The organism is Spirosoma endbachense, from assembly GCF_010233585.1.
Classification (GTDB): domain Bacteria; phylum Bacteroidota; class Bacteroidia; order Cytophagales; family Spirosomataceae; genus Spirosoma; species Spirosoma endbachense.
Map to the genome: position 1 here is coordinate 1,628,089 of NZ_CP045997.1, position 25,389 is coordinate 1,653,477.

A 25,389-nucleotide genomic window follows, 5' to 3' on the forward strand; every position below is an offset into this window, starting at 1 on the left:
ATGAACGATGGATACCAGGATCTCAATTTTCAGATAGTCACTCTGATTTGATTTGCGGTTACCAGTTGTTCATTATCCATAATTTCTTGTACATTGCCCCATTACGTTACTCACCATGACACTCCGAGACGTTTTTGAGGCCATTTCGGGCCAACCAACGTTCCTTTTTTTGCTTCTGATGGCGGTGCCCGCTATCACTTTTCTGGTCAATGTCTGGTCGGGCGAAACAGCGGAAGAAATCTGGAAATGGCGCTACGCCTATGCCATACTGGTTTATCTTGCCTGTATTCCGGGGATTTTTGCCTTAACGCTCAACATTTATTTATTCCTGTTTGAACGCCAAAGCATTTGGGATATGCACCTGGCCATTCAGGCATTACCGATTCTGACGATGGGGATTACATTACTACTCATTCGGCGTAAAATTCCGTTCAATTACATTCCGGCATTTGGCAGGCTATCCAGCATCCTGACGCTCATTGCTGCCGTAATGGGCATTTTGTGGATCATCGATCGCACCCGTATTTATGCCGTTACGTATGTTCCGTTTACCTATGTGGTAATTGGTTTCATCGCCCTTCTACTCATCATCCGTTTTGCCTGGAGCCGCATCTTCTGAGTTGATCTTACCAGCAACGGCTCTTTTTGCTGGCCTCTTGCCTGCTTCGTATCTACGCATTACCTTCGAAGATCTATTTCTTTGTTGACTTTATGCACCTACGTAGTTACAGTATAATTCTTTCGATAGGCTTTCTTTTTCTGATCAATGGTTGCCTGCCGTCTCAACTAGAACCTGTTTCGGCGGGTTACGATTACTTTCCGCTTGAATCGGGACAGTTTGCTATTTACGACATAACTGAACAACACTATTCGCTGAATGCAGCCCCTGTTCAGCGGACATACCAGCTAAAAGAAGTTGTTGGCGACTCCTATCTAGACGTAACGGGAAACAAGTCCTTTCGGCTGATGCGCTATCGTCGATCAACCGTCAGTCAACCCTGGCAGGCCGATTCGGTTTGGTCAACCCGATTAGTCAATAATGAAGCCATTCGTACCGAAAATGGTCTGGATTTTGTTAAATTACTATTTCCAGTCAGCGATCAGTTGACATGGGATGGAAATCGCCTTAATTCGGCTGGAAATGATGATTATCAGTTACGCAATAGCAGGCAACCTTATCGCGTTTCCGATAAACAGTATGATGAAACCATAACGGTAATTGCTCAAAACGATTCAACACTTGTATCGCAGGATAAACGGCTGGAAGTCTATGCGCGACAGGTAGGCTTGATATATAAAGAACGCACCCAACTACAATTCTGCTCATCGAGTCCTGGCTGTATAGGGAAATATCAGATTGACTATGGCATCCGACAAATTTACCGCATCCAACAGTATGGCAAAGAATAGAGCAAGCTTGTTGCTGCTGCTGTTTATTGTAGTCCAGTTCAACAGCTTTGGCCAGACAACCCGTAAATACCTGGTTCTGTTGCGCGATAAGGCCAACTCGCCTTACAGTGTGAATAAGCCAGACCAGTTTCTGTCGCAACGGTCCATTCTTCGCAGGCAAAAACAGAATATTTCGATTCTGGAACGCGATTTGCCGGTCAATCCGACTTACCTGACGCAACTTCAGCAAACAGGCGCTAAAATCTGGTTTCCCTCTCGCTGGCTCAATGCCGTACTGGTCGAAGCAAACGATGCAACAATCGCCACGATTCAGAAATTATCATTTGTGAAAGGGCTGGAATTCGGCCGTTCACTGACCAATGCCCGTGTTAGTGCCGAAACAACGGTGAGCACGGCGAATCAATTCTCAAAATTTGGTGAAGTTCAACCGTTGAATTATGGTAGTTCACAGGCCCAGATTGAGCAGCTTGGTGCCGACAAAATGCACCAGCAGGGCTATCATGGCGAAGGTATGCTGATTGGTGTATTGGACGCTGGCTTTCAGAATGCGAACCGGCTGACTTTTCTAAAACCTCTGTTCGATGAAAAGCGGGTGTTAGCGACCTATGATTTTGTCAGGAAAGAAACCAGCGTGTATGAAGACGATTCGCATGGCCTTTCCTGCCTGTCTGCCATTGCAGCTACTGCCGATGGCCAACTTTACGGAACGGCCTATAAAGCGTCCTTTATCTTATTACGCACTGAAGATGCTAATTCCGAAAGTCGCATTGAAGAGGCTAACTGGCTGTTCGGTGCTGAGTATGCCGATAGTGCCGGAGTCGATGTAATTAGTTCATCATTAGGCTATAGCGAGTTCGACGATGTATCGACCAACTATACCTATCAGAATATGGATGGCAAAACGGCGCTCTCAACCCGTGCTGCTCAGATTGCCACGGCCACAGGAATGGTTGTTGTGGTAGCGGCAGGTAATGAAGGGAGTAACTCCTGGCACTATCTGACAGCGCCATCCGATGCGGTTTCGGTTTTGACCATTGGCGCGGTCACTCAAACCGGTCAGCGGGCATCCTTTAGTTCGTTTGGTCCGTCTGCCGACGGTCGTGTAAAGCCGGATTTAGCCGCCCGAGGTCAGGGCACCATTGTCGGTTATCCCAGCGGGACTGTTGCATCGGGCAACGGCACCTCATTTGCGACACCACTCATTGCTGGTTTAGCAGCCTCTTTCTGGCAATCGCATCCCCGCCTGACTGCCTCTCAGGTAACCGCAAGTTTGCGTCGTTCAGGCAGTCAATACACAACTCCTGACGACATGCTGGGGTATGGCATCCCGAATTTTGAACGAGCCTCGACAATTGCTGATGTCTACAGTCAATTATTGGTTTACCCAAATCCGTTTAGTGAAGCCGAGCCACTAGCCATTCAATGGGGCGAAATTGAGGCCAATGTGCCGCTCAATGCTACGCTTATTGACCTGACAGGTCGTATCATCTGGCAAAATAGCTTCACCTCAAGTGGTCTGGCCGCTTTTGTTCTGCCAAACTTAAACTTATCGGCTGGGTTATATTTCATGACCCTCGTTTCGGGCGATAAGAAACGAACAATGAAGGTCATAAAACAGTAGATCGGTTTGTGGTATATGGTTTTGCCATCGGAGCAGATACGATGACTGTACGTCCAAAATCGATACCATAAACCAGACAATGGCAACAATCCGGATTATTCAGGGCGACATCACCAAGCAGGCAGTTGATACAATTGTGAACGCAGCCAACGAAAGTTTACTGGGAGGTGGAGGTGTTGATGGGGCGATTCATCGCGCGGCTGGCCCGGAGTTACTGGCCGAATGTCGCACTCTTCACGGCTGCAAAACGGGCGACGCCAAGATGACCAAAGGCTATCGACTACCCGCCAGCTACGTAATTCATACGGTAGGGCCAGTCTGGCGCGGGGGCACACACGGCGAACCCGACCTATTGGCAAGCTGCTACCGCCGTTCGCTCGAAATTGCGACAGAAAACGGCCTGGTTAGTATTGCGTTCCCTAACATTAGCACCGGAATCTTTGGCTACCCTAAAGACGACGCAGCCGATATAGCTATAACATCGGTTCGCCAGTTTCTGAAACAGCCAACGACTCTTCAGGACATTGTTTTTGTCTGCTTTGATGATGACAATTTTTCACTTTATAACAAGCGACTGTCTGCAACAAACTAAAAGAAGCGTGGGCTGCTACCTACCCACGCTTCTTTTAGTTTAGTCATTCCCGATAACAGAGGTGCTATCGGTCTTGCGTTTACGTTGCCTAACGAGTCCTTCCGAACTAGCTGGCTCACCCACGCGCTGAATTTTATAATTACGCTCAGCCAAGGTCACCGAAGGCGTATGATCAACAGTAATTCCTCCTGCTGGCTCTGCATTTGGTAATCCCTTTTTATAATCAGCCACTCGAACATCGCTCGGTGCCGGTTGTTGAACGGCAACGCCCGTTTTTTCTTCCCAACGACGGGCTGTAGCTGCTTTATTCGGGTGCTTATAATTGTGGGTAGAATACGTTGGATCGTTGCGTAGCTTTCGATCATTTTGTGCGTGTGTTTGTCCGGCTAAAGCCAGCAAACCCAAACCCGTTAATAATATGAATCCAATTTTCATAGCTCTTTCTGTGGTTTTGTTGTACAGCAAAACTATTCCTTTTCCAATACTATCAAAACAATAAAAACCACTACTATATTTATAGTTTTTATCATTTTTTGCCTTGATTCTTCAAATTTTGCTTTATTCCATACACTTTCCATGCATTTGTACCAAAAACCAGCAATAATTTTCCATTTTGGCAATTTTACTTAGCCTGAGCCAATTGGTAATTTTTTCGTATAAATTCTACTTATTATTCAATAAAAAGCCTCAAGACTAACTTGTAAGGCTAGCCTTGAGGATCAAACCTGATTTAAAAAGTTAAGCGACTTTCGCATTCGACCGGTGTCTCGCATTCCCTACTCGATGTGTGGTCGTTTGCGAATGCACCGATTGCTGGGTCTTATAATTCCAGTCGCCTGTGTTCCGTGGCGACTTATAGTCGACGGTTATGCTTCCACTGGCATAGTTGGAGTGTATCTGTGGTTTATAGTCAGCCAGTATTCGGTCGGTACTCGTAGCAGCTGGCACATTTGTACCGATGCTAGCTTCTACACGCTGAGCCTCTATTGCTTTATTCGGGTGCTTATAATTGTGCGTAGAATAGGTCGGATCGTTATAAACCTCAGCCCGGTTTTGCGAAAAAGCTGGCGCTACCAAAAGCAGCCCAAAGACTCCCCAAAGTGTTATTCCTACAGTTTTCATAGCTATTCTCATTTTTAGTCATCGAAATGCCATTTACAACCATAAGAACAATCGGCAATGAGTATACATTATTAATTATTGGTTAATTTTCTTACCATTCTAAGCACTGACTCTGAATCAGTTAACGCCTTTACGGCAGCTATCGTGAGCCATTGAACGGCGTTGACTTCATCGGTTAGTACGAATGGTTCTGTAGGGTCGGCTTCGAGTAAAAATCGGATGTCATAATGAAGATGTTCCGGTACATCACCACGAGCTGGAATAATGTGAACATCAACGTCGAATATGTCGGCATTAACAAATTGTAATGTTTTTAGCCCAGTCTCTTCTTCTGCCTCACGAAATGCAACACCTGTGATATCAGGATTGCCATCGGCATGACCACCCGGCTGAAACCAGCGATCAAGCTTTTTATGATGAATCAATACGGTTTTCTGACAATCAGGGCTAACAATCCAGGCTGATCCGGTTACGTGCCCACTAAGTAGCGAGCGTTCAAAACAGGCAGCATTTGCTTCAACAAATGCAATGGTCTCCTGTGTCATAGCTTGCTCGGTAGGGTCGGTGGGCTTATGCTGTCGTAGTAACTTAAGTAGGGGGTAACGATGCATTAGTTGGTTTTTGTGCGTAAAAAGCTGCAATTTGGACCCGATTTTTGTAATACCCTATAGACTATCATGCGCAAACTTTCAGTTACAGCCGCTACACTTTGCTTAGTAGCACAATTAGCCACTGCCCAGATTAAATTGCCATCACCCAGCCCAGGAGCCACGATAAGCCAAACCATTGGTACCACCGACATTACCATCAACTATTCGCGCCCGAGCCTGAAAGGTCGCACACCCTTTACGGATGCCTACGTACCGACGGGCAAAGTCTGGCGAACAGGAGCGAACGGGGCAACTGCTTTCACAACGTCGACGGATGTAATGATCAATGGAAAACCCTTGCCCGCCGGAACCTATGCGATCATGTCAATTCCCGAAAAAAGTGACTGGACATTAATTTTTAACAGTAACAAGGCGGTTACCGAGCAAACCTACAAACCCGAGGAAGACGTTTTACGGGTTCAGCTCAAACCAACGGCTAGCAGTGAGAAATTGGAAACCTTTACTATTGGTTTCAGCGACCTGACCGACAGCACTGCCAAACTGAACATCCTGTGGGCCGATGTGAAGGCAAGTGCCGATCTGAGAGTTGATGTCAACGCCAACTCAGCCGCGAATGTCGATAAGGCAGTCGCCGAAAAACCCGACGATGCGGGCGTATTGCAGGCTGCTGCCAGCTACAATCTTTCGAAGGGCCGGAACCTGGATCAGGCGCTGAGTTGGATCGAGAAGTCAATAACGCTGAAAGAAACGTACCGTAATCTGTACGTTAAGTCTCAGATTCTAGCCAGGATGGGCAAATACACGGATGCACTGCCACTGGCTCAGAAAGCCCTGTCGTTAGGTCAGTCGTCAAATGATGCCGCCTTCTCATTCTTCAAAGAGGGTATCGAGAAAAGCATTACAGAGTATACGGCCAAACTGCCTGCCATGCCAGCAGTAAAAGGCGTAAAAGGAAAGAAAAAGGCGTAAGTGTTGTAAATCAAAACGGCTCGGTGAACGGGCCGTTTTGATTTATTGATCAGGACCGTTGGAATCGTTGCAATATCCACGCAAAAATTACCACCAGCAGGCACCCGATTACGTTTAGCCACAGGAACGCCGTTAGATTCAGATACCAGCTAAGGGCAACAAATATTTCGGCAACAATAGCGGCCCAAAAAGTAGCCCGGCCTCCGACCGATTTTACGTAGAATGCCACTACGAACACGCCCAGAATAACACCGTAAAACAAGGAACCCAGGATATTAACGGCTTCAATCATACTGCCGAGCCGGTTGGCAAACTGCGCCACGATAATACAGAATACGCCCCATCCAATTGTTGCCCAACGCGAAACGTTCAGATAGTGCGCATCATCCCCTTCGCTCCTGATCAATCGTTTATACACATCGACGACTGTTGTCGATGCCAGTGAGCTATACGCTGCCGCAATCGATCCCATCGATGCACTAAAGATGACGGCAATGAGCAGGCCAATTAGTCCATGCGGCAGATAATCCAGCACAAACCGCAAAAACACATAGTTACCATCGTTCGTATCGGCTGCCGGATTATTCTTTTCGATCAGTTTAATAACGTCGGCTTTAACGGTTTTTAGCGCCTGATCGGTTTCGTGAAGGCTGGCAACCGCAGCATCCTGAGCATCCTCGTTTTTGGTTTGCACTGCAACCTGCATGTCGGCAACGATACGCTGACGCTGAGCGGTCAGGTTTTGATGCTTTATTTCCGCAATCTGATAATCGCGGGCATACGGGCTTTCTTTGAGTCGATCGGTTTCCTGCTTATTGAAGAATGTGGGTGATGGATTGTATTGATAAAAAACGAAAACCAAAACGCCCACCAACAGAATCAGAAATTGCATCGGCACTTTCAGCAGTCCATTCATGAGCAAACCCAGACGGCTCTGGCTAATCGACTCACCAGTCAGGTAGCGCCCCACCTGCGATTGGTCGGTGCCAAAGTAAGATAATTGCAAAAAGAATCCACCAATCAGCCCGGACCATAGATTGTAACGACTATCGGGATCAAACTTCAGATCGATTAAGTTCATACGCCCGGCCTTACCCGCTACGTGCAGCGCATCGACGAAACCTACGTCTTCGGGTAGTAGCTTAACGGTCAGATAACCAGCCAGCGCCATGGCAAAAGTGACAATAGCCATTTGCTGAAGATGCGTATAGGAAATCGCTTTTGTTCCTCCAGAAACGGTGTAAATCAGGACAATACCGCCCATGATCAGGTTTGTCCAGTAAATATTCCAGCCCAGAATGGTTGAGAGGATGATGGCTGGCGCGTAAATCGAAAGACCGGTCGAAAGCCCCCGCTGGAGTAAAAATAAACCCGCCGTTAACGTACGAACGCGGGTATCAAAGCGGTTCTCCAGAAATTCGTACGCGGTAAAAACTTTTAGTTTGTGAAAAATGGGAACGAACGTTATCGACAAAACGACCATTGCCAGTGGAAGACCAAAATAAAACTGGACGAATCGCATTCCATCGCTGAATCCCTGTCCTGGTGCCGACAGAAAGGTAATGGCACTAGCCTGCGTAGCCATCACCGATAGTCCGACATGATACCAGGGTAACGACTGACCGGCCAGCAAATAATCGTCCATGCTCTGGCTGTTTCGGCTACGAACTACCCCATACACAATGACCCCCAACAACGTTAGAATTAAAACACCCCAATCCAGCGTACTCATGAAAGCCAGCGCATTAAAACGTAAAACAATACGATTTCAACGGCCAGGCTGCCAATAACAATCGTGTAAAGCTGGGTCCAGGAACGAGCAAATGGAGGAAGACCAGACGGTTTTTCAGACATAAAAGGTGGGTTGATGAATGATAACGGCGAAATTAGTGTAAATCTGTCTTTCGCTTTTGAAATACCTGATGAATGGCATAGTTTGCAAACATATCTGACAACAAAGCCCGCATGGAACCCCAATCTGCTGTAACTATTGAAAAATCCCTTTTCGACCTCACTGGCAAAGTAGCCCTCATTACCGGAGCCAGCAAAGGCATCGGTGAAGATATTGCCCGGTTGTATGCCCGCTTCGGCGCCAAAGTCGTTGTGAGTAGCCGAAAACAGGCCGTTTTGGATGAGTTAGCCAACGATATAAAGGCACAGGGTGGCGAAGCTACTGGAATAGCGGCCCACGTTGGCGATATGGATCAACTCAAACAACTGGTTGACAAGACAATAGCGACTTATGGTGGCATCGATATACTGGTCAATAATGCAGCTTCCAATCCCGTGTTTGGCCCCGCTCTGGAATGCGATGGTTTAGCGTTCGACAAAATCATGCAAGCCAATGTAAAAGCCCCCTTTGAGCTAAGTAAACTATGTTATTCGAGTATGAAAACGCGTGGGGGCGGTAGCATCATCATGATGAGTAGTATCGCCGGTCACACGCCCGATCCTGGGTTAGGCATTTATAGTGTCAGCAAGGCCTCCCTAAATATGCTCACAAAGGTTCTGGCTAAGGAATGGGGGCCTGATGGTATTCGGGTCAACGCCATTTGCCCCGGTTTGATTAAAACCAAATTTAGCAAGGCTCTCTGGCAGAATGAGCAAATTCTGGACCACTTTACGAAACGAATCCCGATTGCCCGCATGGGCACAACGGACGAGATCAGCCCACTGGCACTATTTCTAGCTTCAGACGCTTCCTCTTACAGCACCGGAAGTCTGTTTTATGCCGACGGCGGAACGGTGATCTAACGTTTTTGCGGCTTTTCACAAGCCATAAACGACAAACTCATTGCTTATGACACCCTCTCCAGAAACCCGCGAAGTCTGGCTGCGCGGCCCCCTGCCTGCTGTACCTTCCCTCCTGCAACCTGTTGCCCATGCCTTATTACAAGCTCGCGAGGAAGTGGATGCCCTCATGCGCGACTTTCCAGACGGGCTACTTTGGGAACGTCCCGCCAATGTTGCTTCGGTCGGTTTTCACCTACAGCACCTGACGGGCGTATTGGATCGTCTCTTCACTTACGCACGCGGTGAATCGCTTTCATCTGCTCAACTGACGGCCCTTTCGCTGGAAGGAAAATCGGTCGGGCAGTCGCCTACTGTTTCCGAATTAGTGAACAGCTTCAGTGTTCAGGTGGATGCAGCACTTGCTCAATTACGCAGGACCGATGAACAAACGTTAACGGAAATCCGTGGCGTTGGCCGGGCACAGATTCCATCAACAGTACTGGGGCTGTTTGTGCATGCAGCTGAACATACCATGCGGCATATTGGCCAGTTATCCGTAACTGCCCGAATTTTGTCCATTTAATAATCTTTTAAGTCCTACTTCATTGGCTTTTAATAATAACCATCGACCTTTCGGCCGAGAAGCCCGCTCCTGTGGTGGGCCAGTCACATTAAACCTGATCTCAATACTATGAAAAAGTCAATTCTGGTAGCTGCCTGCGTAGTAGCTGCTCTCTGCGGAAATGTTGCTGTTGCGAATACCCCATCACAAGACAAACCCGTTAGCAAAACCACAACAACGGTCAAGAAAACGACGCCTGCCAAGGCAACGACCTCAACCAAAACGGTGCACAAAAAACACGTAAAGAAGTCCGAATAAACACGCTGGTACCAGACAAGGGATGCATCGGTATCTCCTGTCTGGTACTACAAATTGGCTTTTTTTATAATATTGTCAATCGGCCACCGTCGGCAACGAGAGTCGTTCCATTGATAAATCGTGCTTCGTCAGAAGCCAGGTAACAGATGGCTGATGCAATGTCGGCGGGTTTACCAATCACTCCTTCAATTTTCTCCTTCCCACTCTTCACATTCGGATTATCCCACAGCATGGGCGTATCGACCGCTCCGGGTGCAACACAATTGATACGCACTTTGGCAATGTCATATTCCAGCGAGACTCCACGTGTGAAAGCTTCCATCCCACCCTTACTGGCTGCATATGGAATTACATTGGCCGTTGTCTGGTGGGCGTGAACCGAGCTAACATTAACGATTGCACCGCCGTTCATGTGGGGAATACAGTGTTTACAGAACAAAAAAACGGCCCGTAGATTAACCGCCAACACCTGATCCCAGTCTTCAACCGATAAATCGACAATGGGGGTAAATGTCATCATGGCTGCATCATTGACCAGAATATCAACTTTACCCCAAGCCCCGACTGCCTGATTTACAGCGGCTTCAATAGCCTTTGCATCGGCCAGATCAACCTCGGCAAACTGTGCATCGCCACCTTTATTCTTGATAAAATTGACAACTTCCTGCCCCCGATCCCGATCGCGTCCGACAATTAAGACCTTACCACCTTCTTCGCCCATTCGTTCAGCCGTGGCCCGGCCAATGCCCGATGTAGCACCGGTAACAATGCACACTTTATCCGTAAATCGCATAAATCAGGTTGTTTCCCTTTTTTAACTGACGCCAGAACTTAACTGTTCCTTAAATCGATATTGATTAAGCTACTGATAGCAAAAAAGCGCAGGCCAATTGACCTGCGCTTTTTTGCTATTCCAAAAGTTATCCAACTTTGTTTATTGTACGGCCAGAATTTTGAATTCAGTTCGACGATTCTGCTGATGTTCATCTTCAGAACAATTCACTCCGTCTACACAGCCGTTTATTATTTCGCTTTCGCCATAACCCCGAGCCACTAACCGTTTTGGTTCTATTCCACGCTGTACTAAATAGTCGAGTGCAGCACGGGCGCGGTTTTCCGAAAGCCTGACATTATAAGTATCCGGAGCGCGGGAGTCAGTGTGTGAGCGCAATTCGATCTGCATCTGCGGATACTCTTTGAGGATCGCCAGCACGTGATCGAGCTCTTTGGCAGCATCGGCCCGGATGAAGAATTTGTTCAGGTCATAGTAGATGTTCTTCAACTGATATACATCACCTACGCCATAGAGACCCAGGGAATCAGTTACTACCTTACTTTTCTTCTTAACCTTACTATACTGGGTTTTCTTGGTTGCATACCGATCTTTTTGAGCAGTGAGTGTGTAAGGTGCCCCTGGCTTCATATTGAACTCATACCCGCCATCTGGCCCTGTCGTTACGGTTTGTTCCGACTTATCTTTCTCATTCCGAAGGGTTACTTTTACGCCGGTAGCTGGTTTCTGGTTCACTTCAGTTTTTACAACTCCTCTCACCAAGGTATTTTCTGTGCGTTCGAGGTAAATCGAAACGCTCAGCACCGGTTTAGCCGATTGGGTCAACGTTGAGAATCGAACGCTATTCAAGGCAAATCCTTCTTTTACGGCCCGGAATTCATACTCGGTGTTTGCTTCTACGCATATTTCAGCACGCCCGTCAACATTCGTTATACGCAAATCCTGATTGGCTCCGTTTCGCATAATTCGCACATCGGCACTCTCGATTGGTGTACCGGTTTTGGCATCGTACACTAAAATATTGAGTTGCTTACACGTACGGCGAAACGAATAAATATCGTCGTCACTAACCCCTTTCTTACGGTTGCTGCTAAAAAAGCCCGATGTCCGATATTTATCGGTTATGAATCCGAAGTCATCTTTTTCAGAGTTGATGGGCGCACCTGCGTTCTGAACACCTTTGTAGGCTACGCCATCTTTAAGTTCAGCATAAAATACATCCAAGCCGCCGAGCCCTTCGTGACCATCCGATGAGAAATACAGATTTCCATTTTCGTCGGCAAAGGGGAACATCTCGTTACCTTCCGTATTGATCTCTTTCCCTAAATTAACCGGTGTTCCCCACTGGCCATTGGTATACTCAACTACATATAAGTCGGTGCCACCAAATCCGCCCGGCATATCCGATACGAAGTACATTTTGGAATCATCGGGCGCAAACGCAGGGTGACCTACCGAATATTCATTGCTGTTGAATGGCACTTCCTTGATCTCGACCCACTTACCGCCCTTATTCACGGAAGAATACAATTTCAGTTTTTTTACACCATCAGAACTTTTCCCTGCTTTACCTTTACTGGTATTATTTCGGGTGAAAACAATGGTGTTCTGATCTCGGGTAAATGTCATTGGTCCCTCATGGTATTTGGTGTTGAGGGTCCGGCTGAATATTTCTGCTTTGGTCAGGGGTTGAGACGCATCGGCAGCTTCTTCTGCGGTCTGTCCTTTAGCATCGGTTCCTCCACCTACAATGGCCGTACTCGGACCACGTTTCAGCTCTGAACCCGGAACTCGTAACTGGTTTGTATCCGGGTGAAAATACATATCAAGAAATGGGGTCTGATTCCAGTTAAAGACTCGTTTTACCACACCCGATTCGTCGCGGGCCGATACGAAGACAATACCTCCTTTATAATACATTGGGCTGAAATCAGCCTGACGGGAGTTAATGGGCAGACTATAAAGCCGATACGAAGATGAATCCTGATAGAAGCGGCTTATATCCATGTAGGAAACTGTATATCGACGTCCACGCAAATCCTGGCCCTGTTTTTCACCGTATTGGCTATACATTTTCTGCGACTCCCGATACTTACCATTCTGCGCCAGAGACTGCGCATAGTATAGATAAATTTCGCTGTCCAGATCCGTGTACTGCTTCACTAATTCGGAGTAAACGCGTTCTGCATTACGGGTGTCCTGTAGCTTACGATAGCTATAGCCGAGTTTGGTCAAAGCTTCGCGCGTTTCAGCAGGTTCCTTCTTTTTATCGGCTCGCAAAAACTCTTCATACGCCCGCACTGCGCTGACGTAACTAAGGTTATCAAACTGTTTGTTAGCCGCTCGTAACCGCGCATTTTGCGCCCGGACGGTAAGGCTTCCAAGTGCCATTCCCGCTATGAGCAAAATCAGTATAAATCGGTTCATGGGAGTCAATAAGTTAAAATACTATGGGCTTACGGCAATCGTATCAAATAAAGTGCCAGTTTTTTAAATTTAATAGATCCATACCCCGACTTATTACATAAATCGTTTTTTTTAACCTTAAAAGTACAATTTATTAGAGTTAAATTCGCGACATGAGTCACTTATTTTGCCAAATAAATCGGGCAATTTGCCTTGTTTTCGCCGTTACCCGATAGCGATGATCAATCCGACGACCAGCTACCCATACAATCTGATCAGCTGACAGCAGAACGATTGCCTGTTCTCGTTCAGACCTGGTTAGCTTGAGATCATTGAGCAGATCACTCACTAATTTATGGCCGTTCAGCCCTAACGGATGAAAACGGTCGCCCTGACGCCAAGTCCGAATGGTGAGCGGAAACGTTATCAGGTCAGCATCCAGGCAGGCTATTTTAGGATCAGTAGGTAATCGAAACGCAGTAGTTTTTTCAACAACATCCACAGTCAGTATAAATTGTCCGGCTATATGCAAGGGAGAATCCGGCCATTCGGATAGATTGACTTCATATCCGGAAGCACTTGTCAGTACCTCCAATAGCAAGCCAATACGCCCATCGGCCAGCCGGTCATGAACGATCCGGTGTGTCGTCGACGCAAACACCTGGCCAACAGGTCGGTTCAGGGATTCGATCAATTGCGTAACCTGATCCGCCAAAAATCCGTAAGGTCTCAACCACTCCGCCAGTCGAAATGCCAGTTCGGTTTGAGCCATGAGTTTATTGGCTGGCAGGAATTGCTGAGGGCCAATTGGTTCGGCAATAGTCGCCCATGACCGATTGAGTTCAGCAAGAACAAGCGCTTCAGCAGCCCGAAATCGCTCAATGGTTCGCGGCAATATCTGCCATAATCCGGGATTGAGTTCAGCCAGTACGGGTACAACATGATGCCGAATCCGATTTCTAGCGTATTTGTCATCATTATTCGATCGATCTTCCCGATACAAAATGCCGTGCTCACGGGCGTAATCAGCCAGTTGTTCGCGCGCGGCAAACAGCAGAGGCCTAACAATAACATCGGTTGCCGAACGCTCCTGCCGGGCCGCAATGCCATGCAACCCAGCCAGGCCCGTACCGCGCGTCAGGTTCAGCAGAAGCGTTTCAAGCACGTCATTTTTATGGTGAGCAGTAACTGTACCGGCATACCCATGCTGCTCGTTCAGTTGAGCAAACCAGTTGTAACGCAGGTCGCGGGCAGCCATCTGAATCGAAATTCCGCGTTCAGCAGCGACCGCAACGGTGTCGAAGTAGATGAGGTGAAACGGAACCTCATACGCTTTAGCCTTGTTTTGTACAAAAACAGCATCGGCATCTGATTCGTCACCGCGCATACCAAAGTTGACATGAGCAATGGCAAACGATTGTTTCGTCCGGTGAAATAATTCTGCCAGCACCATTGAATCCAATCCGCCACTCACAGCCAACAACACGCGATCGGTAGGACCGAACAATCGATTCTCGTTAATAAATCCTAAAAGTTCTCGCTCTAACATGCGGTTCTGGCACTAAGCCGTAGTTTTGCCCTATGTTTCGTCTAATTGTACGCCTATTTGTTGCTTTTCTTTTCTTCGCTTCCCTGTTCGTGTCGGCTCCTGCTTTGGCGCAGGTCGGCGGCTCTCCGGTAGCTGATAAAGTCGAGCTTTTACATGCAGATAGTTTAGTCGGGGTAAATACCCCTGGTCAGGTCGTTCGAAAGATTTACAATAACGTTCGCTTTCGTCAGAAAGGGGTGTTGATGTATTGTGACCTCGCCATACAAAATGCAACAACCAATGTTATTGAAGCCTATGGTAATGTCCGGTTGATTCAGGGCGACACCATCAGCGTTCGGGGCGATACCATGTTCTATTACGGCAACACCCGCCAGGCGAATGTACGCGGGCGCGTTATCATGCGCGACCGAAAGATGACGCTTACTACCAGTCATCTCGACTACGATATGCTCTCGGGTATTGCACATTATCCTACACCAGGCCGCATTGTCGACAAAGAGAACGTATTGACCAGTCGTGAAGGATACTATGATACGCGTAGTAAGTTGTTCACGTTCCGCCAGAACGTTCGCTTAGTCAATCCCAAAGGTACGCTTACTGCCGATTCGCTGCTCTATAATTCGTTGACTCGCATTGCTACATTTCAGGGTCCAACCCGTATCGTCAACAAAGATGGGGTTCTGACGGCAGTGGCTGGCCAATACAACACAACAACCGGCATTTCAAACTTCCAGCAACGAGCCACAGTCGAAACGCCTAAGTACCGAATTACGGGCGACTCCCTGTATTACGATAATATTTCGGAACTGGGTATTGCAAAAGGCAACGTCATTATGGTAGCCAAAGACCGTAAAGCTGTCATTCTTGGTGAGCATGTTCGCTACAATGGGAAAGCAGGGATTTCGCGGGTAACGGGCCATCCCGTTGCCAAAAGCCTTGCCAGCGAGACGACAAACGATACGCTGTTTCTGCGGGCAGATACCTTATTTTCTTTCGACGATAAGGTGTCAAATACTCGCCGTTTACTGGCCCACAAAAACGTTTTTATTTTCAAATCTGACCTGCAAAGCAAGTGCGATTCCCTGATTTATAATACAGCGGATTCGACGATTTATTTTTATAAAAATCCAATTGTCTGGAGCCAGAATAAATACCAGATGGAGGCCGATTCGATTCGGGCGTTGCTAAAAAATAATCATATCAATACGATGTATATGCGGGGCAAATCCTTTGTGATTTCGCTCGATACGCTCATGAATTTTAATCAGATAAAGGGTCGAACGATAACGGCTTATTTTGCCACTAAAATAACCCCGGTAACGACCGCGTCCAAGCCCCTTGAACCCTCTCGTCTATCAGCTGCTGCAACGAATACCCCCTCCCGTAGCGTATTGACTAAAGCAACAGCTCCTGCTTCCGAAACTGTTACTTATCAGGAGCAAACCGCGCTGGATCGGGTCATTGTGGAAGGGAATGGGCAGAGTATTTATTATGCTGTCGATGACAACAATAGGATGATTGGTCTTAACCACGTAGAGTGTAGTCGAATGAATATTGAATTCGCCGAAAACAAGGTTGGCCGCATTCGTTTTTATGGTCGTCCAGACGCTCAGCTGGTTCCTCCAAAAGAGATCACCGAAGAGAATAAAGAGCTCGATGGTTTCAGTTGGCGGGAGGCCGAAAAACCAACTAAAGGTCAGGTGTTATGGCTCGAAATTCCACCAGCTTCGAAGCCAGGGACTAAAAAACCATTAAAAATTAGGAGCACAACTAAACCTTTAGCTAAAAAACTCGTTCCAAAGGGTATAAAATAACTCTTTTAACAATTTTTTAGACAGTACCCCGTTGACTTTGTCTTTTAACATGAATAGGTTTGCGGTGAGTACAAGTGTACATGAAGTAGGATCGTATGAAACAAATTATACTTATTGGTTTTCTGACCGCCTTTCTGACGGCCACAACTCCGCTCCGGGCGCAGACCGCCCCGCGCGATTCCGACTCCCGAAAGGGTAGCCGGTTGGAGTTGGGGCGGACCGTTGGAAGTCGTAAGCCGACCACACCAGCACTAACGGTCAAGCGATTTTCGCTGGCTCCCTCAACGACAGCGGTAAACCTTGATCGGGCAGCCGCGATTCGTAAAAATGCTCCGATTAACGAGTATTATCGGTCTTTACTTGTAGCACGTTCAGCCACGAAATTAACGACTCGTTCTGCTTCCCCTGAGAGTGCTCCAGCCACCACTGCTGAAGCACGGATTGGGGCCGAACAGGAACTCCGGGCCGACGATCGGATGTATAGTAATGACCGCATCACGGTATCTAATATTTATCCGAATCCAGCCAGTGAATCGGCTCAGATAGATTACCAGATTACAGGACAGGTTAATGAAGCAAAATTGATTTTATTAAATATTCTGGGTTCACCCGTCGCGGAGTATGATATGCAACAGAATGACCGTAAGGTTCATGTGGCAACCCGTGAACTTGCTACTGGCTATTATTTCTACCAGTTATCAGTAGATGGCAAGAAAGTAGCAACGAAAAAATTACTTGTCCGCCATCAGTAGACTGATCGATTGGGTTGTTAAAAATTCGTAAAGAGCGGTCAAAACAGGGCTATTTGCCGTACTATAGGGGCTACATCGTCGTTAAGTCGGTGTAGCCCGTTTTTTTTTAGTATATTTGCGTCCTTATGCAACAACGTCATATCAGTAAAGGTCTGCTGGGAATCTTGGTGGTGTTTTTTCTCGGGTCATGCAGTCCGTTCTCGAAATTGCAAAAGAACGGTAGTGACGATGAAAAGTATAAAGCAGCCGTTCAGTATTACAAAAAAGAAGACTGGTATCGTGCCGGTCTGCTCTTTGAGGAATTAATTCCGGTGCTAAAAGGAAGTACTGAGTCGGAAATGGCCCAGTTTTATCATTCCTACACCCAATTTCACCAGCAGCAATACCTACTTAGCGCTACGCTATTCAAAAAATTCTACGAAACATTTGCCCGTAGTGAATATGCGCAGGAAGCTATGTATATGTATGCTTATTCGCTCTATAAAGATACGCCCCAGTTTAACCTCGATCAGTCAAATACACTGACGGCGACTTCGGCTCTTCAGGATTTTATTAATACTTATCCAGATAGCAAGTACCGCGACGAGTGTACAAAAATCATTCTTGAACTACGCGGGAAGCTGGAGCGGAAAGCCTATGAAAAAGCCAAGCTGTATTACAAAACCAGCGGCTTTAACATTGCCTCCTACAAGTCATCGGTTATCGCCATCAATAACTTTCAGAGGGAGTTTCCAGACTCTGAATTCAACGAAGAACTGGCGTTTTTAAAGGTAGATGCGGAGTACAGTCTGGCTAATAATAGTCTGGAAACGAAGCAAAAGGAACGCTATCAGGAAGCAATTGGTTACTATCAGGCATTCCTGGACAAGTATCCGAACAGCAAGTTTATTAAACAGGCAGAACGCATGTACGAATCCAGTCAGAAAGAAATTGAACGATTGGAAAAGTTAGAGCAGGAACGCGAAAAGCTTAAGAATCCGAATAACCGCCCGGCTAAAGTAACGGCAGCAAATTAATCCAGTTGCAGTCTACAGTGACTAGTTAGCAGCATTCCTGCTGCTAATTATATACCTGCTGGCTGTTAACTGCTAACTGTTAACTGAATTATGGCAACAAATCAATCTATTATTACCCGCGACAACGACAAAATTGCAGCACATACGGGCAATCTATACGAATCAGTATCGATTATCTCAAAACGCGCCCGCCAGATTGCCTCGAAGAACAAGGAGGAACTGAGCAATAAACTGTCGGAATTCGTATCAGCGGTAGATAACCTCGAAGAGGTATTTGAAAACCGCGAACAAATCGAAATTTCAAAATTCTACGAGCGGATGCCGAAACCAACCTCGACCGCTACGGATGAATTTCTGGAGAGCAAAGTGTACTGGCGTTATAACGACGAAGAAGCACAGCAATAATCGACAACTCCTGCTGATTTTCTCATGACCGCACGGTATGTTTGCCGTGCGGTTTTTTGGTTTATGATTTAGTAACCCTAAGAACTCCGCTAATTCAAGACTTCATTCTTGTGAACGGAAAACGAATTCTTTTAGGAGTAACGGGCAGTATATCAGCTTATAAATCAGCTCTACTCGTTCGTTTATTAGTCAAAGCTGGCGCTGATGTTCAGGTAGTAATGACCCAATCAGCTCAGGAATTTATTACTCCTCTTACCCTGGCAACCTTATCGAAGCGCCCCGTTCTGTCGGCCTTCGTGAATGATGCCAGTGGGAGCTGGAATAATCACGTGGAGCTTGGACTGTGGGCCGATGTGCTCGTGATCGCTCCTGCCTCTGCTCATACGCTGGCCCGTTGCGCACATGGCTTCTCCGACGATCTTCTCTCGGCTGTCTATTTATCGGCAAAGTGCCCGGTGTTTTTCGCTCCTGCCATGGACTTAGACATGTACCGTCATCCAACGACTGTCGAAAACCTCCACCGGCTCGAATCGTTCGGGAATCATATCATCCATGCAGAACACGGTGAATTAGCCAGCGGTTTAATTGGCGAGGGTCGCCTGGCCGAGCCTGAAACCATTGTCGAATTATTGACTGCATTCTGGCTTCAGGAGCAGGGAGTAGAGAATGAGCTGTTAGGTAAGCATACCTTAGGCCCCCTACAAAACAAGCAGGTTCTTGTAACAGCCGGGCCAACCCAGGAAGCCATCGATCCGGTTCGATTTATAAGCAATCATTCTACGGGTAAAATGGGTTATGCCATTGCCCGCGCTTTTGCCCAGGCGGGTGCTGATGTGACGCTGGTGAGTGGGCCAACGGCTCTGCCACTCCCCCACCCAACGATCCGGCGTATCAATGTCCGATCAGCTCAGGAAATGTTTGAGGCTTCACAGCTTGCCTTTGCCAGTTCGGAAATAGCCGTTTGGAGTGCGGCCGTTGCCGATTATACGCCAGTGTTTGTAGCTGATCAGAAGATCAAGAAAAAAGAACAACAATTTTCACTTGAACTGACCAAAACTACCGACATTGCAGCCACGCTGGGTAGTCAGAAAAGGCCGGGCCAATTGCTGATGGGTTTTGCGCTGGAAACGAACGATGAACGTGAAAATGCCGTAAAAAAACTGCGGTCCAAACAGTTGGACTGGATTGTGCTGAATTCCTTACGAGATCAGGGAGCAGGCTTCGGACACGATACCAATAAAATTACCGTTATTGACAAAGACGAACAAATCCATGAATTTGCGCTGAAACCCAAAGATGAGGTAGCGCAGGATCTGGTAAATCTGATCGCACAAAAGCTGTCGGCATGAAACAACTAATCATAGCACTAAGTCTGTTTTGCGGTGTGTTCTCAGCACAGGCGCAGGAACTAAACTGTCAGGTAACTATCAATTCCGACCAGTTATTTGCCCAGCAGAAAACCGACTTCTCCTACGTCAGCCAACTGAAGGGAATTATCACTGAATTCATGAACAACCGACGCTGGAGTAATGATCAGTTTACGGTCTCTGAGCGCATTAACTGCTCCATAAATATCAACCTGATCAAGTCATTGACCCAGGGCGTATTTGAAGCAACAGCACAAATTGTGGTTACACGCCCGGTTTATGGTTCAAATTACGAGACAACAACCTTTAGCTACGTCGATCGGTCGTTTAATTTCGTCTACCTGCCCACCACGCCAGTCTATTACCGGGAAAACCAGTTTTCTGATGATTTAACTTCATTGCTGGCTTTTTATGCGAATGTCATTCTGGCCGTAGATTATGATACATTCAGCAAACGGGGCGGCAATCCATTCATTCAGCGGGCTTTCACGATTATGAACCTCGCTCAACAAGGGTCGCCTAACGGAGCCTGGCAAACGGGGGGCGATCGACGCAATCGGTATTGGCTGGTTGAGAATCTGCAAAATCAACAGCTACTCCCTTTTCGGGATGGACTATACACCTATCATCGGCTTGGGCTCGATGTGTTTGCCGCTAATCCAGTTCAGGTTCGTAAACAAACGCTCGCCTTGCTATCGACCATTCGGACCATCGGGCTTCAGTTGCCTAATTCTGTTCTGATCAACTCATTCTTCGACGCCAAGTCTCAGGAAATACTAAATATTCTTTATGAAGGTACTCCTGCTGAACGCAAACAGGCTTTTGATTTATTATCGTATCTGGACCCAGGTAAAACCGAAGCTTATCGTAAATTAGTGGCAGCGGGTCAATAACTGGTAGACAGTCTTCAGTAAGCAGTAGATCACAAAAACGCTGATAAATGATACGGCAAACTGCTCTTTATTTTGAACCGCACCACAACCGGCATTGTTAGATAAGTAAGAGCTTAATCTATGCTATCGCATTTACTGATTAAAAATTACGCCCTAATCGATCAACTCGAACTTACCCCTGACCGTGAATTAAACATCATTACGGGCGAAACTGGTGCCGGGAAATCCATTATGCTGGGAGCTATTGGCTTACTGATGGGTAACCGGGCTGACACTCGAGTGCTTTACAACCCCGAACAAAAGTGCGTCATTGAAGGTGTATTTGGGGTTTCGGGCTATTTGATCGAACAAATCTTCGAAGATGAAGAATTAGATTATTCCGATTCCTGCATTGTCCGGCGGGAAATTGGTGTAAGTGGCAAGTCACGGGCCTTTGTCAACGATACACCCGTTAATCTGGAAACGCTTCGGCGGGTGACGAGCCAGATGATGGATATTCACTCGCAGCACGACTCGGTGCTGCTTGGTTCGAATGAATATCAGTTAGAAATTGTTGACACCTACGCCCAGGACGACAACCTGCTCCGACAGTATCGCGTTGATTATCAAACGTATCGTTCAAAAAAGGCGACCTACGACCAGCTCCAGTCCGAAGCGTCTGCTATGCGGAAGGAGTTCGATTACAATAATTTTTTGTACGAAGAATTAACGAAGGCCCAGTTGCAGCCCGATGAGCAGGAGTCGCTGGAGCAGGAACTGAACATCCTCGAAAACGCGGAAGAAATTAAAGAGCGTCTTCAGTTAGCCTATGAATATCTGGATAATACGGAGCAATCAGTCATTGACTTTTTAAAAGGTGTAGTCAGCAATTTAACTTACATCAGCAAGTTGTCGGATCAGTATGAACAATTGCTGCAACGGGCTCAAAGCAGCCTTATTGAACTACGGGATCTGGCGGATGAAATTAGTACCGAACAGGATCATGTAGATATTGATGACGCCCGCGCTGAAACCATCCGCGAACGGCTGAATCTAATTTACCAACTCCAGACCAAGCATCAGGCTAAAGATGTTGCCGCCCTCATTGCCCTACGAAATGAGCTCGCTCAAAAAGTAAGCAAAGTGCTTAATTTAGACGATGCCCTTGCCGACGCGAAAGCTCAGTCAGACGCTGCCCGCGAACAGTTACAGCTTAGTGGCCAGGCTTTGTCAGCAGCCCGACAGTTTGTTTTAAACCCAATTGAAACAGAAATCGGTGGCCTGTTGAAAGAACTCGGTATGCCAAATGCCTCCTTAAAAATTCAGTCAGACACGGGCAAACCAACGCCAACAGGTATCGATACCATTTCGTTTCTGTTTAGTGCCAATAAAGGAGTCAAACCCCAGCAGTTGAAGAACGTGGCTTCTGGCGGAGAATTTTCGCGATTGATGATGGCGATTAAATATATTCTGGCCAGCAAACGATCGTTACCGACTATTATCTTTGATGAAATCGACAGCGGTGTTTCAGGAGAAATTGCAATCAAGATGGGCAATATGATGCGCGATATGGCTCATAATCACCAGATTATTGCGATTACGCACCTGCATCAGATTGCCGGACAGGGCAACGCTCATTACTTCGTTTACAAAGATCATTCGGCGTCTAAAACCGTCAGCCGAATCAAAAAACTTACCTTTGACGAACGGGTCAATGAAATTGCCCAGATGATCGGCGGAAATAATCCATCAGCAAGTGCTCTTAAAAACGCCCGCGAAATTTTAAAACAACGTGCTACTGCCGTAGCCAAATAAGGAATGAGGTAAACGATAAGTTGTCAGTTTTTTTGACCGAATTACACGTTATAGTTTACCTCATAAATGATTTATCTTCCTCCTATTCTTTTATGATTAAACCTATTCTTACGATTTCCGGATTACTGGTTCTGAGCGGATTGTTCTGGGCATGTGGCAAATCTGGCGAAGAAGCCGTCAAAGAAGCCGAAAATGGCGTCTTTGCCATTCATGACGAAGTGATGCCATTGATCGACGATGTGATGAAAACGCGTAAACAGCTTAAGGCACGCATTGCCGTACTTGACAGTACTCAGGCGGCTGGCTCTCCCTCAACCACGCTACGCATTGATGAAGAACGCGATCAGGCCCGGCAAATCGTCCAGAAACTGACGCTGGCCGATAGTCTTATGATGAACTGGATGAGCCAGTACAATAACGATACCCTTGCCAAACTGCCTTCAGAAGATGCACTACGCTATCTGGAACAGCAAAAAGATCAAATAACCGATGTTAAATCTAAAATCAACAATAGCCTTAAAGAAGCCAACCAGTTTTTACAGAAACCCTAAAATCGGGTTAGTGCTATTAGGTCTCCTTCTGATTGGCGCTGGTTGTAATTCAGGTGATGATAAACTTCCCATTCTGGGCCAGCGGGAAGCTGTAACGAAAACTGTCGACGGTAAATCGGTAACTGATTCGGTCTATCACACAATTCCTGATTTCAAATTTGTCAGTCAATACGGTGATACGGTCACGGCCAAAAATTTAGCCGGCAAGATCTACGTAGCTGATTTTTTCTTTACATCCTGCCCAACGATCTGCCCTAAAATGAAGGTTCAGTTGAAGCGGGTCTATGAGCGATTCAAGACAAATCCAGATGTGGCTCTTTTATCGCACACCATCGATCCCGCCCATGATTCGGTGCCTGTTTTGAAAGAGTTTGCTGATAATCTCGGCGTATCGGGCCGCCAGTGGCTGTTTGTTACGGGTGATAAGGAAAAAATCTACGATATCGGCCAGACAAGTTATATGGTCACTGCTCAGCAGGATTCATCGGCACCGGGTGGTGTCGTACACAGTGGCGCCTTTATTCTGGTCGATAAGGACAGGCACATTCGGGGTATCTACGATGGCACGACCGAAGCAGGTGTTGATAAATTAATGAATGATATGGATCGGCTCCTGGCTGAGTATAAGCAATGAAACGATTTTTTGGTCTTTCTGTAGTAGCCTGCTTATTTGTCGGCAGTTTGTCCTGCCAGAGTGAAGAAGAGATTAAACGGGAGCGTTACATTACCGAAGGCATTCTAATTTATAAGAATAACTGTGCGAATTGCCACCAAAACAAGGGCGAAGGTGTAGCAGCGCTCTACCCGCCCATTGCCGGGTCTGATTATCTGGTTAATAAAAATGAGGTTTATTGTTTGATTCGGTACGGCCAGCAGGGCGCTATTGTGGTCAATGGTAAGACCTATAACCGACCCATGCCGCCACAACCTCAACTCAGTGACCTGGAAGTAGCCGAACTGATAACGTACATTTATAGTGAATGGGGTGGCGAAAAGAAACTGTTTGACGTTAAACAGATATCGCCAATTCTCGAACAGTGCAAAAAATCGTCAACTGCTCAATAACATAGCGCCAAACTAACTGATTCAGAATCAGACTAATTTGAGGCTATGTTTACTGGCAGCTACCTACAAAAAACTTCGTTGAACACTATGTTACTCAGTACTGACAATTACTCGTCACTTACAAGTTGAAACCATAGTTTTTAGCCCATCTGGCTTTTATATCAGCTCTTGCCTGGATAAACTCCCTGTCGGCACCCTGCGCAACGGCATCCAGTGGATAACGCAGTGGTCGAGTCCCTTTTTCCATCTCTACCAGTGCCAGTATGCCGTCGGCAATGGTTTGCGGATTCATCTTATACTCAGCCATTTTGCCGAATAATGCACTCCCCATCTGGTTGAATGGCTCAGTGGCGTTTTCACCGTAGGTTGCTACAATGTCCCCTAAATCGGCATTCAACCCGGCTTTGGTGCCGTTAACCATCTCAGTCGGATATACGCCACTTGGTATCGTTACGTTTTCAATGCCATACGGTTTCAGCTCTGACTGTATACCTTCGGCAATCGTTTCGACCGCAAACTTAGATGCCATATACGGTACCATAAACGGAAGCGCAAATCCGCTGGCTCCTGTTGTCAGGTTGATAATCAGGCCGTTTTTTGCGGCACGCATAGCTGGTAAAACCGCTTTGTACGTACGTAATACACCGTAAAAGTTTACGTCAAACATACTTTTAACCTGATCGATCGAATACCCTTCGGTAATACCAAAACCGCTCACACCTGCATTGTTTACCAATACATCAATGCGGCCATGTTTGGCCAGAGTTTGTTGAATAGCCTGGTTTACGGAGTCATCGCTGGTCACATCCAGGTCAATAACATCTATATTGAGTAGGGTGGATAGCTCTTTAGCGACTGCTTCGTTTTTACCGGTTGTGCCGCGCATGGCAGCAATTACGGTATGTCCGGCTTTCGACAGCGTAATGGCTGTCAGTTTACCAAAACCAGTACTTGTGCCTGTTATTAAGATTGTCTTTTTCATTGCACTTTGTGTTAAAATTTCTGACACAAAGGTGCACTGGAACGCCAGCCCATTTCATTGACTT

27 protein-coding genes are annotated in these 25,389 nt (G+C 46.8%); 18 read left to right on the plus strand and 9 right to left on the minus strand.

Annotation, left to right across the window (positions count from 1 at the left end):
* Positions 1 to 115 precede the first annotated feature (115 nt).
* The 4 genes from GJR95_RS06330 (at position 116) to GJR95_RS06345 (ending at position 3,623) form a co-directional block, all read left to right on the plus strand.
* Positions 116 to 619: a hypothetical protein gene (locus GJR95_RS06330; protein ID WP_162385066.1), complete on the plus strand. Its 504-nt coding sequence runs from the start codon at positions 116 to 118 to the stop codon at positions 617 to 619.
* 92 nt (positions 620 to 711) lie between these two features.
* The gene (locus GJR95_RS06335) at positions 712 to 1,410 is read left to right on the plus strand and encodes a hypothetical protein (protein WP_162385067.1); all 699 of its coding nucleotides are present in this window, start codon (positions 712 to 714) and stop codon (positions 1,408 to 1,410) included.
* Entirely contained in the window at positions 1,397 to 3,031 is a 1,635-nt protein-coding gene (locus GJR95_RS06340; RefSeq protein WP_162385068.1) for a S8 family serine peptidase, read from the plus strand. The genes GJR95_RS06335 and GJR95_RS06340 overlap by 14 nt, the downstream gene beginning before the upstream one ends.
* A 79-nt stretch (positions 3,032 to 3,110) precedes the next feature.
* A complete protein-coding gene (locus tag GJR95_RS06345; protein ID WP_162385069.1) occupies positions 3,111 to 3,623 on the plus strand; it encodes an O-acetyl-ADP-ribose deacetylase in 513 nt (170 codons plus the stop codon).
* 39 nt (positions 3,624 to 3,662) lie between these two features.
* On the opposite strand, the gene GJR95_RS06350 is transcribed toward GJR95_RS06345, so the two are convergent.
* From GJR95_RS06350 to GJR95_RS06360, 3 genes are all read right to left on the minus strand, one after another.
* Positions 3,663 to 4,058, minus strand: coding sequence for a hypothetical protein (locus GJR95_RS06350; protein WP_162385070.1), 396 nt, complete (start codon positions 4,056 to 4,058; stop codon positions 3,663 to 3,665).
* A gap of 303 nt (positions 4,059 to 4,361) precedes the next feature.
* Positions 4,362 to 4,745 (minus strand): hypothetical protein, encoded by a 384-nt coding sequence (locus GJR95_RS06355; RefSeq protein WP_162385071.1) that lies wholly within the window; start codon positions 4,743 to 4,745, stop codon positions 4,362 to 4,364.
* A gap of 71 nt (positions 4,746 to 4,816) precedes the next feature.
* On the minus strand, positions 4,817 to 5,356 hold the full coding sequence (locus GJR95_RS06360; RefSeq protein ID WP_162385072.1) for an NUDIX hydrolase: 540 nt from the start codon (positions 5,354 to 5,356) through the stop codon (positions 4,817 to 4,819).
* A gap of 66 nt (positions 5,357 to 5,422) precedes the next feature.
* Between GJR95_RS06360 and GJR95_RS06365 the strand changes: the two genes are divergently transcribed.
* Positions 5,423 to 6,325 (plus strand): DUF2911 domain-containing protein, encoded by a 903-nt coding sequence (locus GJR95_RS06365; RefSeq protein WP_162385073.1) that lies wholly within the window; start codon positions 5,423 to 5,425, stop codon positions 6,323 to 6,325.
* Between the two features lie 49 nt (positions 6,326 to 6,374).
* Here GJR95_RS06365 and GJR95_RS06370 read toward each other — a convergent pair whose 3' ends face one another.
* On the minus strand, positions 6,375 to 8,057 hold the full coding sequence (locus GJR95_RS06370) for a sodium:solute symporter (RefSeq protein ID WP_162385074.1): 1,683 nt from the start codon (positions 8,055 to 8,057) through the stop codon (positions 6,375 to 6,377).
* Positions 8,054 to 8,179 carry a hypothetical protein gene (locus GJR95_RS42495; protein WP_262889760.1) on the minus strand — a complete coding sequence of 42 codons (126 nt, stop codon included), beginning with the start codon at positions 8,177 to 8,179 and terminating at the stop codon, positions 8,054 to 8,056. Before GJR95_RS42495 ends, GJR95_RS06370 begins: the two co-directional genes overlap by 4 nt.
* Positions 8,180 to 8,290: 111 nt before the next feature.
* On the opposite strand from GJR95_RS42495, the gene GJR95_RS06375 reads away from it, so the two are divergent.
* From GJR95_RS06375 to GJR95_RS06385, 3 genes are all read left to right on the plus strand, one after another.
* Positions 8,291 to 9,079, plus strand: a complete 789-nt coding sequence (locus GJR95_RS06375) for a glucose 1-dehydrogenase (RefSeq protein WP_162385075.1) — start codon at positions 8,291 to 8,293, stop codon at positions 9,077 to 9,079.
* Between the two features lie 46 nt (positions 9,080 to 9,125).
* Positions 9,126 to 9,641, plus strand: coding sequence for a DinB family protein (locus tag GJR95_RS06380; RefSeq protein ID WP_162385076.1), 516 nt, complete (start codon positions 9,126 to 9,128; stop codon positions 9,639 to 9,641).
* Between the two features lie 108 nt (positions 9,642 to 9,749).
* The gene (locus GJR95_RS06385) at positions 9,750 to 9,938 is read left to right on the plus strand and encodes a hypothetical protein (RefSeq protein ID WP_162385077.1); all 189 of its coding nucleotides are present in this window, start codon (positions 9,750 to 9,752) and stop codon (positions 9,936 to 9,938) included.
* A 64-nt stretch (positions 9,939 to 10,002) separates the two neighbouring features.
* Here GJR95_RS06385 and GJR95_RS06390 read toward each other — a convergent pair whose 3' ends face one another.
* From GJR95_RS06390 to tilS, 3 genes are all read right to left on the minus strand, one after another.
* On the minus strand, positions 10,003 to 10,731 hold the full coding sequence (locus GJR95_RS06390; protein ID WP_162385078.1) for an SDR family NAD(P)-dependent oxidoreductase: 729 nt from the start codon (positions 10,729 to 10,731) through the stop codon (positions 10,003 to 10,005).
* 141 nt (positions 10,732 to 10,872) lie between these two features.
* Positions 10,873 to 13,158, minus strand: coding sequence for a carboxypeptidase regulatory-like domain-containing protein (locus GJR95_RS06395; RefSeq protein WP_162385079.1), 2,286 nt, complete (start codon positions 13,156 to 13,158; stop codon positions 10,873 to 10,875).
* Positions 13,159 to 13,315: 157 nt separating this feature from the next.
* Entirely contained in the window at positions 13,316 to 14,686 is a 1,371-nt protein-coding gene (tilS, locus tag GJR95_RS06400; RefSeq protein WP_162385080.1) for a tRNA lysidine(34) synthetase TilS, read from the minus strand.
* A gap of 32 nt (positions 14,687 to 14,718) precedes the next feature.
* Between tilS and GJR95_RS06405 the strand changes: the two genes are divergently transcribed.
* The 10 genes from GJR95_RS06405 to GJR95_RS06450 all read left to right on the plus strand — a co-directional run bounded on the left by GJR95_RS06405 (position 14,719) and on the right by GJR95_RS06450 (position 24,343).
* Complete coding sequence (locus GJR95_RS06405) at positions 14,719 to 16,500, plus strand: OstA-like protein (protein WP_162385081.1); 1,782 nt, start codon at positions 14,719 to 14,721, stop codon at positions 16,498 to 16,500.
* Positions 16,501 to 16,595: 95 nt separating this feature from the next.
* Positions 16,596 to 17,252, plus strand: coding sequence for a T9SS type A sorting domain-containing protein (locus GJR95_RS06410; protein ID WP_162385082.1), 657 nt, complete (start codon positions 16,596 to 16,598; stop codon positions 17,250 to 17,252).
* A 125-nt stretch (positions 17,253 to 17,377) separates the two neighbouring features.
* Entirely contained in the window at positions 17,378 to 18,268 is an 891-nt protein-coding gene (locus tag GJR95_RS06415; protein ID WP_162385083.1) for an outer membrane protein assembly factor BamD, read from the plus strand.
* Positions 18,269 to 18,358: 90 nt separating this feature from the next.
* Positions 18,359 to 18,673 (plus strand): DNA-directed RNA polymerase subunit omega, encoded by a 315-nt coding sequence (locus GJR95_RS06420; RefSeq protein WP_162385084.1) that lies wholly within the window; start codon positions 18,359 to 18,361, stop codon positions 18,671 to 18,673.
* A 104-nt stretch (positions 18,674 to 18,777) separates the two neighbouring features.
* Positions 18,778 to 20,022 carry a bifunctional phosphopantothenoylcysteine decarboxylase/phosphopantothenate--cysteine ligase CoaBC gene (gene coaBC, locus GJR95_RS06425; protein ID WP_162391605.1) on the plus strand — a complete coding sequence of 415 codons (1,245 nt, stop codon included), beginning with the start codon at positions 18,778 to 18,780 and terminating at the stop codon, positions 20,020 to 20,022.
* Positions 20,019 to 20,933, plus strand: coding sequence for a type IX secretion system protein PorD (gene porD, locus GJR95_RS06430; RefSeq protein WP_162385085.1), 915 nt, complete (start codon positions 20,019 to 20,021; stop codon positions 20,931 to 20,933). The genes coaBC and porD overlap by 4 nt, the downstream gene beginning before the upstream one ends.
* A gap of 120 nt (positions 20,934 to 21,053) precedes the next feature.
* On the plus strand, positions 21,054 to 22,727 hold the full coding sequence (recN, locus tag GJR95_RS06435) for a DNA repair protein RecN (RefSeq protein WP_162385086.1): 1,674 nt from the start codon (positions 21,054 to 21,056) through the stop codon (positions 22,725 to 22,727).
* 92 nt (positions 22,728 to 22,819) lie between these two features.
* Entirely contained in the window at positions 22,820 to 23,278 is a 459-nt protein-coding gene (locus GJR95_RS06440; protein ID WP_162385087.1) for a viral A-type inclusion protein, read from the plus strand.
* Entirely contained in the window at positions 23,217 to 23,912 is a 696-nt protein-coding gene (locus GJR95_RS06445) for an SCO family protein (RefSeq protein WP_162385088.1), read from the plus strand. Before GJR95_RS06440 ends, GJR95_RS06445 begins: the two co-directional genes overlap by 62 nt.
* The gene (locus GJR95_RS06450; RefSeq protein WP_162385089.1) at positions 23,909 to 24,343 is read left to right on the plus strand and encodes a c-type cytochrome; all 435 of its coding nucleotides are present in this window, start codon (positions 23,909 to 23,911) and stop codon (positions 24,341 to 24,343) included. The genes GJR95_RS06445 and GJR95_RS06450 overlap by 4 nt, the downstream gene beginning before the upstream one ends.
* 118 nt (positions 24,344 to 24,461) lie before the next feature.
* Here GJR95_RS06450 and GJR95_RS06455 read toward each other — a convergent pair whose 3' ends face one another.
* Positions 24,462 to 25,325 (minus strand): SDR family oxidoreductase, encoded by an 864-nt coding sequence (locus GJR95_RS06455; protein ID WP_162385090.1) that lies wholly within the window; start codon positions 25,323 to 25,325, stop codon positions 24,462 to 24,464.
* Between the last annotated feature and the right edge of the window lie 64 nt (positions 25,326 to 25,389).

Coding starts and splice junctions, on each gene's coding strand:
- GJR95_RS06440 (WP_162385087.1), top strand. CDS start 22,820: ATGATTAAACCTATTCTTACGATTTCCGGATTACTGGTTCTGAGCGGA.
- GJR95_RS06455 (WP_162385090.1), bottom strand. CDS start 25,325: ATGAAAAAGACAATCTTAATAACAGGCACAAGTACTGGTTTTGGTAAA.
- GJR95_RS06355 (WP_162385071.1), bottom strand. CDS start 4,745: ATGAAAACTGTAGGAATAACACTTTGGGGAGTCTTTGGGCTGCTTTTG.
- GJR95_RS06365 (WP_162385073.1), top strand. CDS start 5,423: ATGCGCAAACTTTCAGTTACAGCCGCTACACTTTGCTTAGTAGCACAA.
- GJR95_RS06415 (WP_162385083.1), top strand. CDS start 17,378: ATGCAACAACGTCATATCAGTAAAGGTCTGCTGGGAATCTTGGTGGTG.
- GJR95_RS06330 (WP_162385066.1), top strand. CDS start 116: ATGACACTCCGAGACGTTTTTGAGGCCATTTCGGGCCAACCAACGTTC.
- GJR95_RS06410 (WP_162385082.1), top strand. CDS start 16,596: ATGAAACAAATTATACTTATTGGTTTTCTGACCGCCTTTCTGACGGCC.
- GJR95_RS06450 (WP_162385089.1), top strand. CDS start 23,909: ATGAAACGATTTTTTGGTCTTTCTGTAGTAGCCTGCTTATTTGTCGGC.
- GJR95_RS06360 (WP_162385072.1), bottom strand. CDS start 5,356: ATGCATCGTTACCCCCTACTTAAGTTACTACGACAGCATAAGCCCACC.
- GJR95_RS06445 (WP_162385088.1), top strand. CDS start 23,217: ATGTTAAATCTAAAATCAACAATAGCCTTAAAGAAGCCAACCAGTTTT.
- GJR95_RS06395 (WP_162385079.1), bottom strand. CDS start 13,158: ATGAACCGATTTATACTGATTTTGCTCATAGCGGGAATGGCACTTGGA.
- GJR95_RS06345 (WP_162385069.1), top strand. CDS start 3,111: ATGGCAACAATCCGGATTATTCAGGGCGACATCACCAAGCAGGCAGTT.
- recN (WP_162385086.1), top strand. CDS start 21,054: ATGCTATCGCATTTACTGATTAAAAATTACGCCCTAATCGATCAACTC.
- GJR95_RS06420 (WP_162385084.1), top strand. CDS start 18,359: ATGGCAACAAATCAATCTATTATTACCCGCGACAACGACAAAATTGCA.
- GJR95_RS06380 (WP_162385076.1), top strand. CDS start 9,126: ATGACACCCTCTCCAGAAACCCGCGAAGTCTGGCTGCGCGGCCCCCTG.
- GJR95_RS06350 (WP_162385070.1), bottom strand. CDS start 4,058: ATGAAAATTGGATTCATATTATTAACGGGTTTGGGTTTGCTGGCTTTA.
- GJR95_RS06390 (WP_162385078.1), bottom strand. CDS start 10,731: ATGCGATTTACGGATAAAGTGTGCATTGTTACCGGTGCTACATCGGGC.
- porD (WP_162385085.1), top strand. CDS start 20,019: ATGAAACAACTAATCATAGCACTAAGTCTGTTTTGCGGTGTGTTCTCA.
- GJR95_RS06385 (WP_162385077.1), top strand. CDS start 9,750: ATGAAAAAGTCAATTCTGGTAGCTGCCTGCGTAGTAGCTGCTCTCTGC.
- GJR95_RS06405 (WP_162385081.1), top strand. CDS start 14,719: ATGTTTCGTCTAATTGTACGCCTATTTGTTGCTTTTCTTTTCTTCGCT.
- GJR95_RS06370 (WP_162385074.1), bottom strand. CDS start 8,057: ATGAGTACGCTGGATTGGGGTGTTTTAATTCTAACGTTGTTGGGGGTC.
- GJR95_RS06340 (WP_162385068.1), top strand. CDS start 1,397: ATGGCAAAGAATAGAGCAAGCTTGTTGCTGCTGCTGTTTATTGTAGTC.
- GJR95_RS06375 (WP_162385075.1), top strand. CDS start 8,291: ATGGAACCCCAATCTGCTGTAACTATTGAAAAATCCCTTTTCGACCTC.
- GJR95_RS06335 (WP_162385067.1), top strand. CDS start 712: ATGCACCTACGTAGTTACAGTATAATTCTTTCGATAGGCTTTCTTTTT.
- GJR95_RS42495 (WP_262889760.1), bottom strand. CDS start 8,179: ATGTCTGAAAAACCGTCTGGTCTTCCTCCATTTGCTCGTTCCTGGACC.
- tilS (WP_162385080.1), bottom strand. CDS start 14,686: ATGTTAGAGCGAGAACTTTTAGGATTTATTAACGAGAATCGATTGTTC.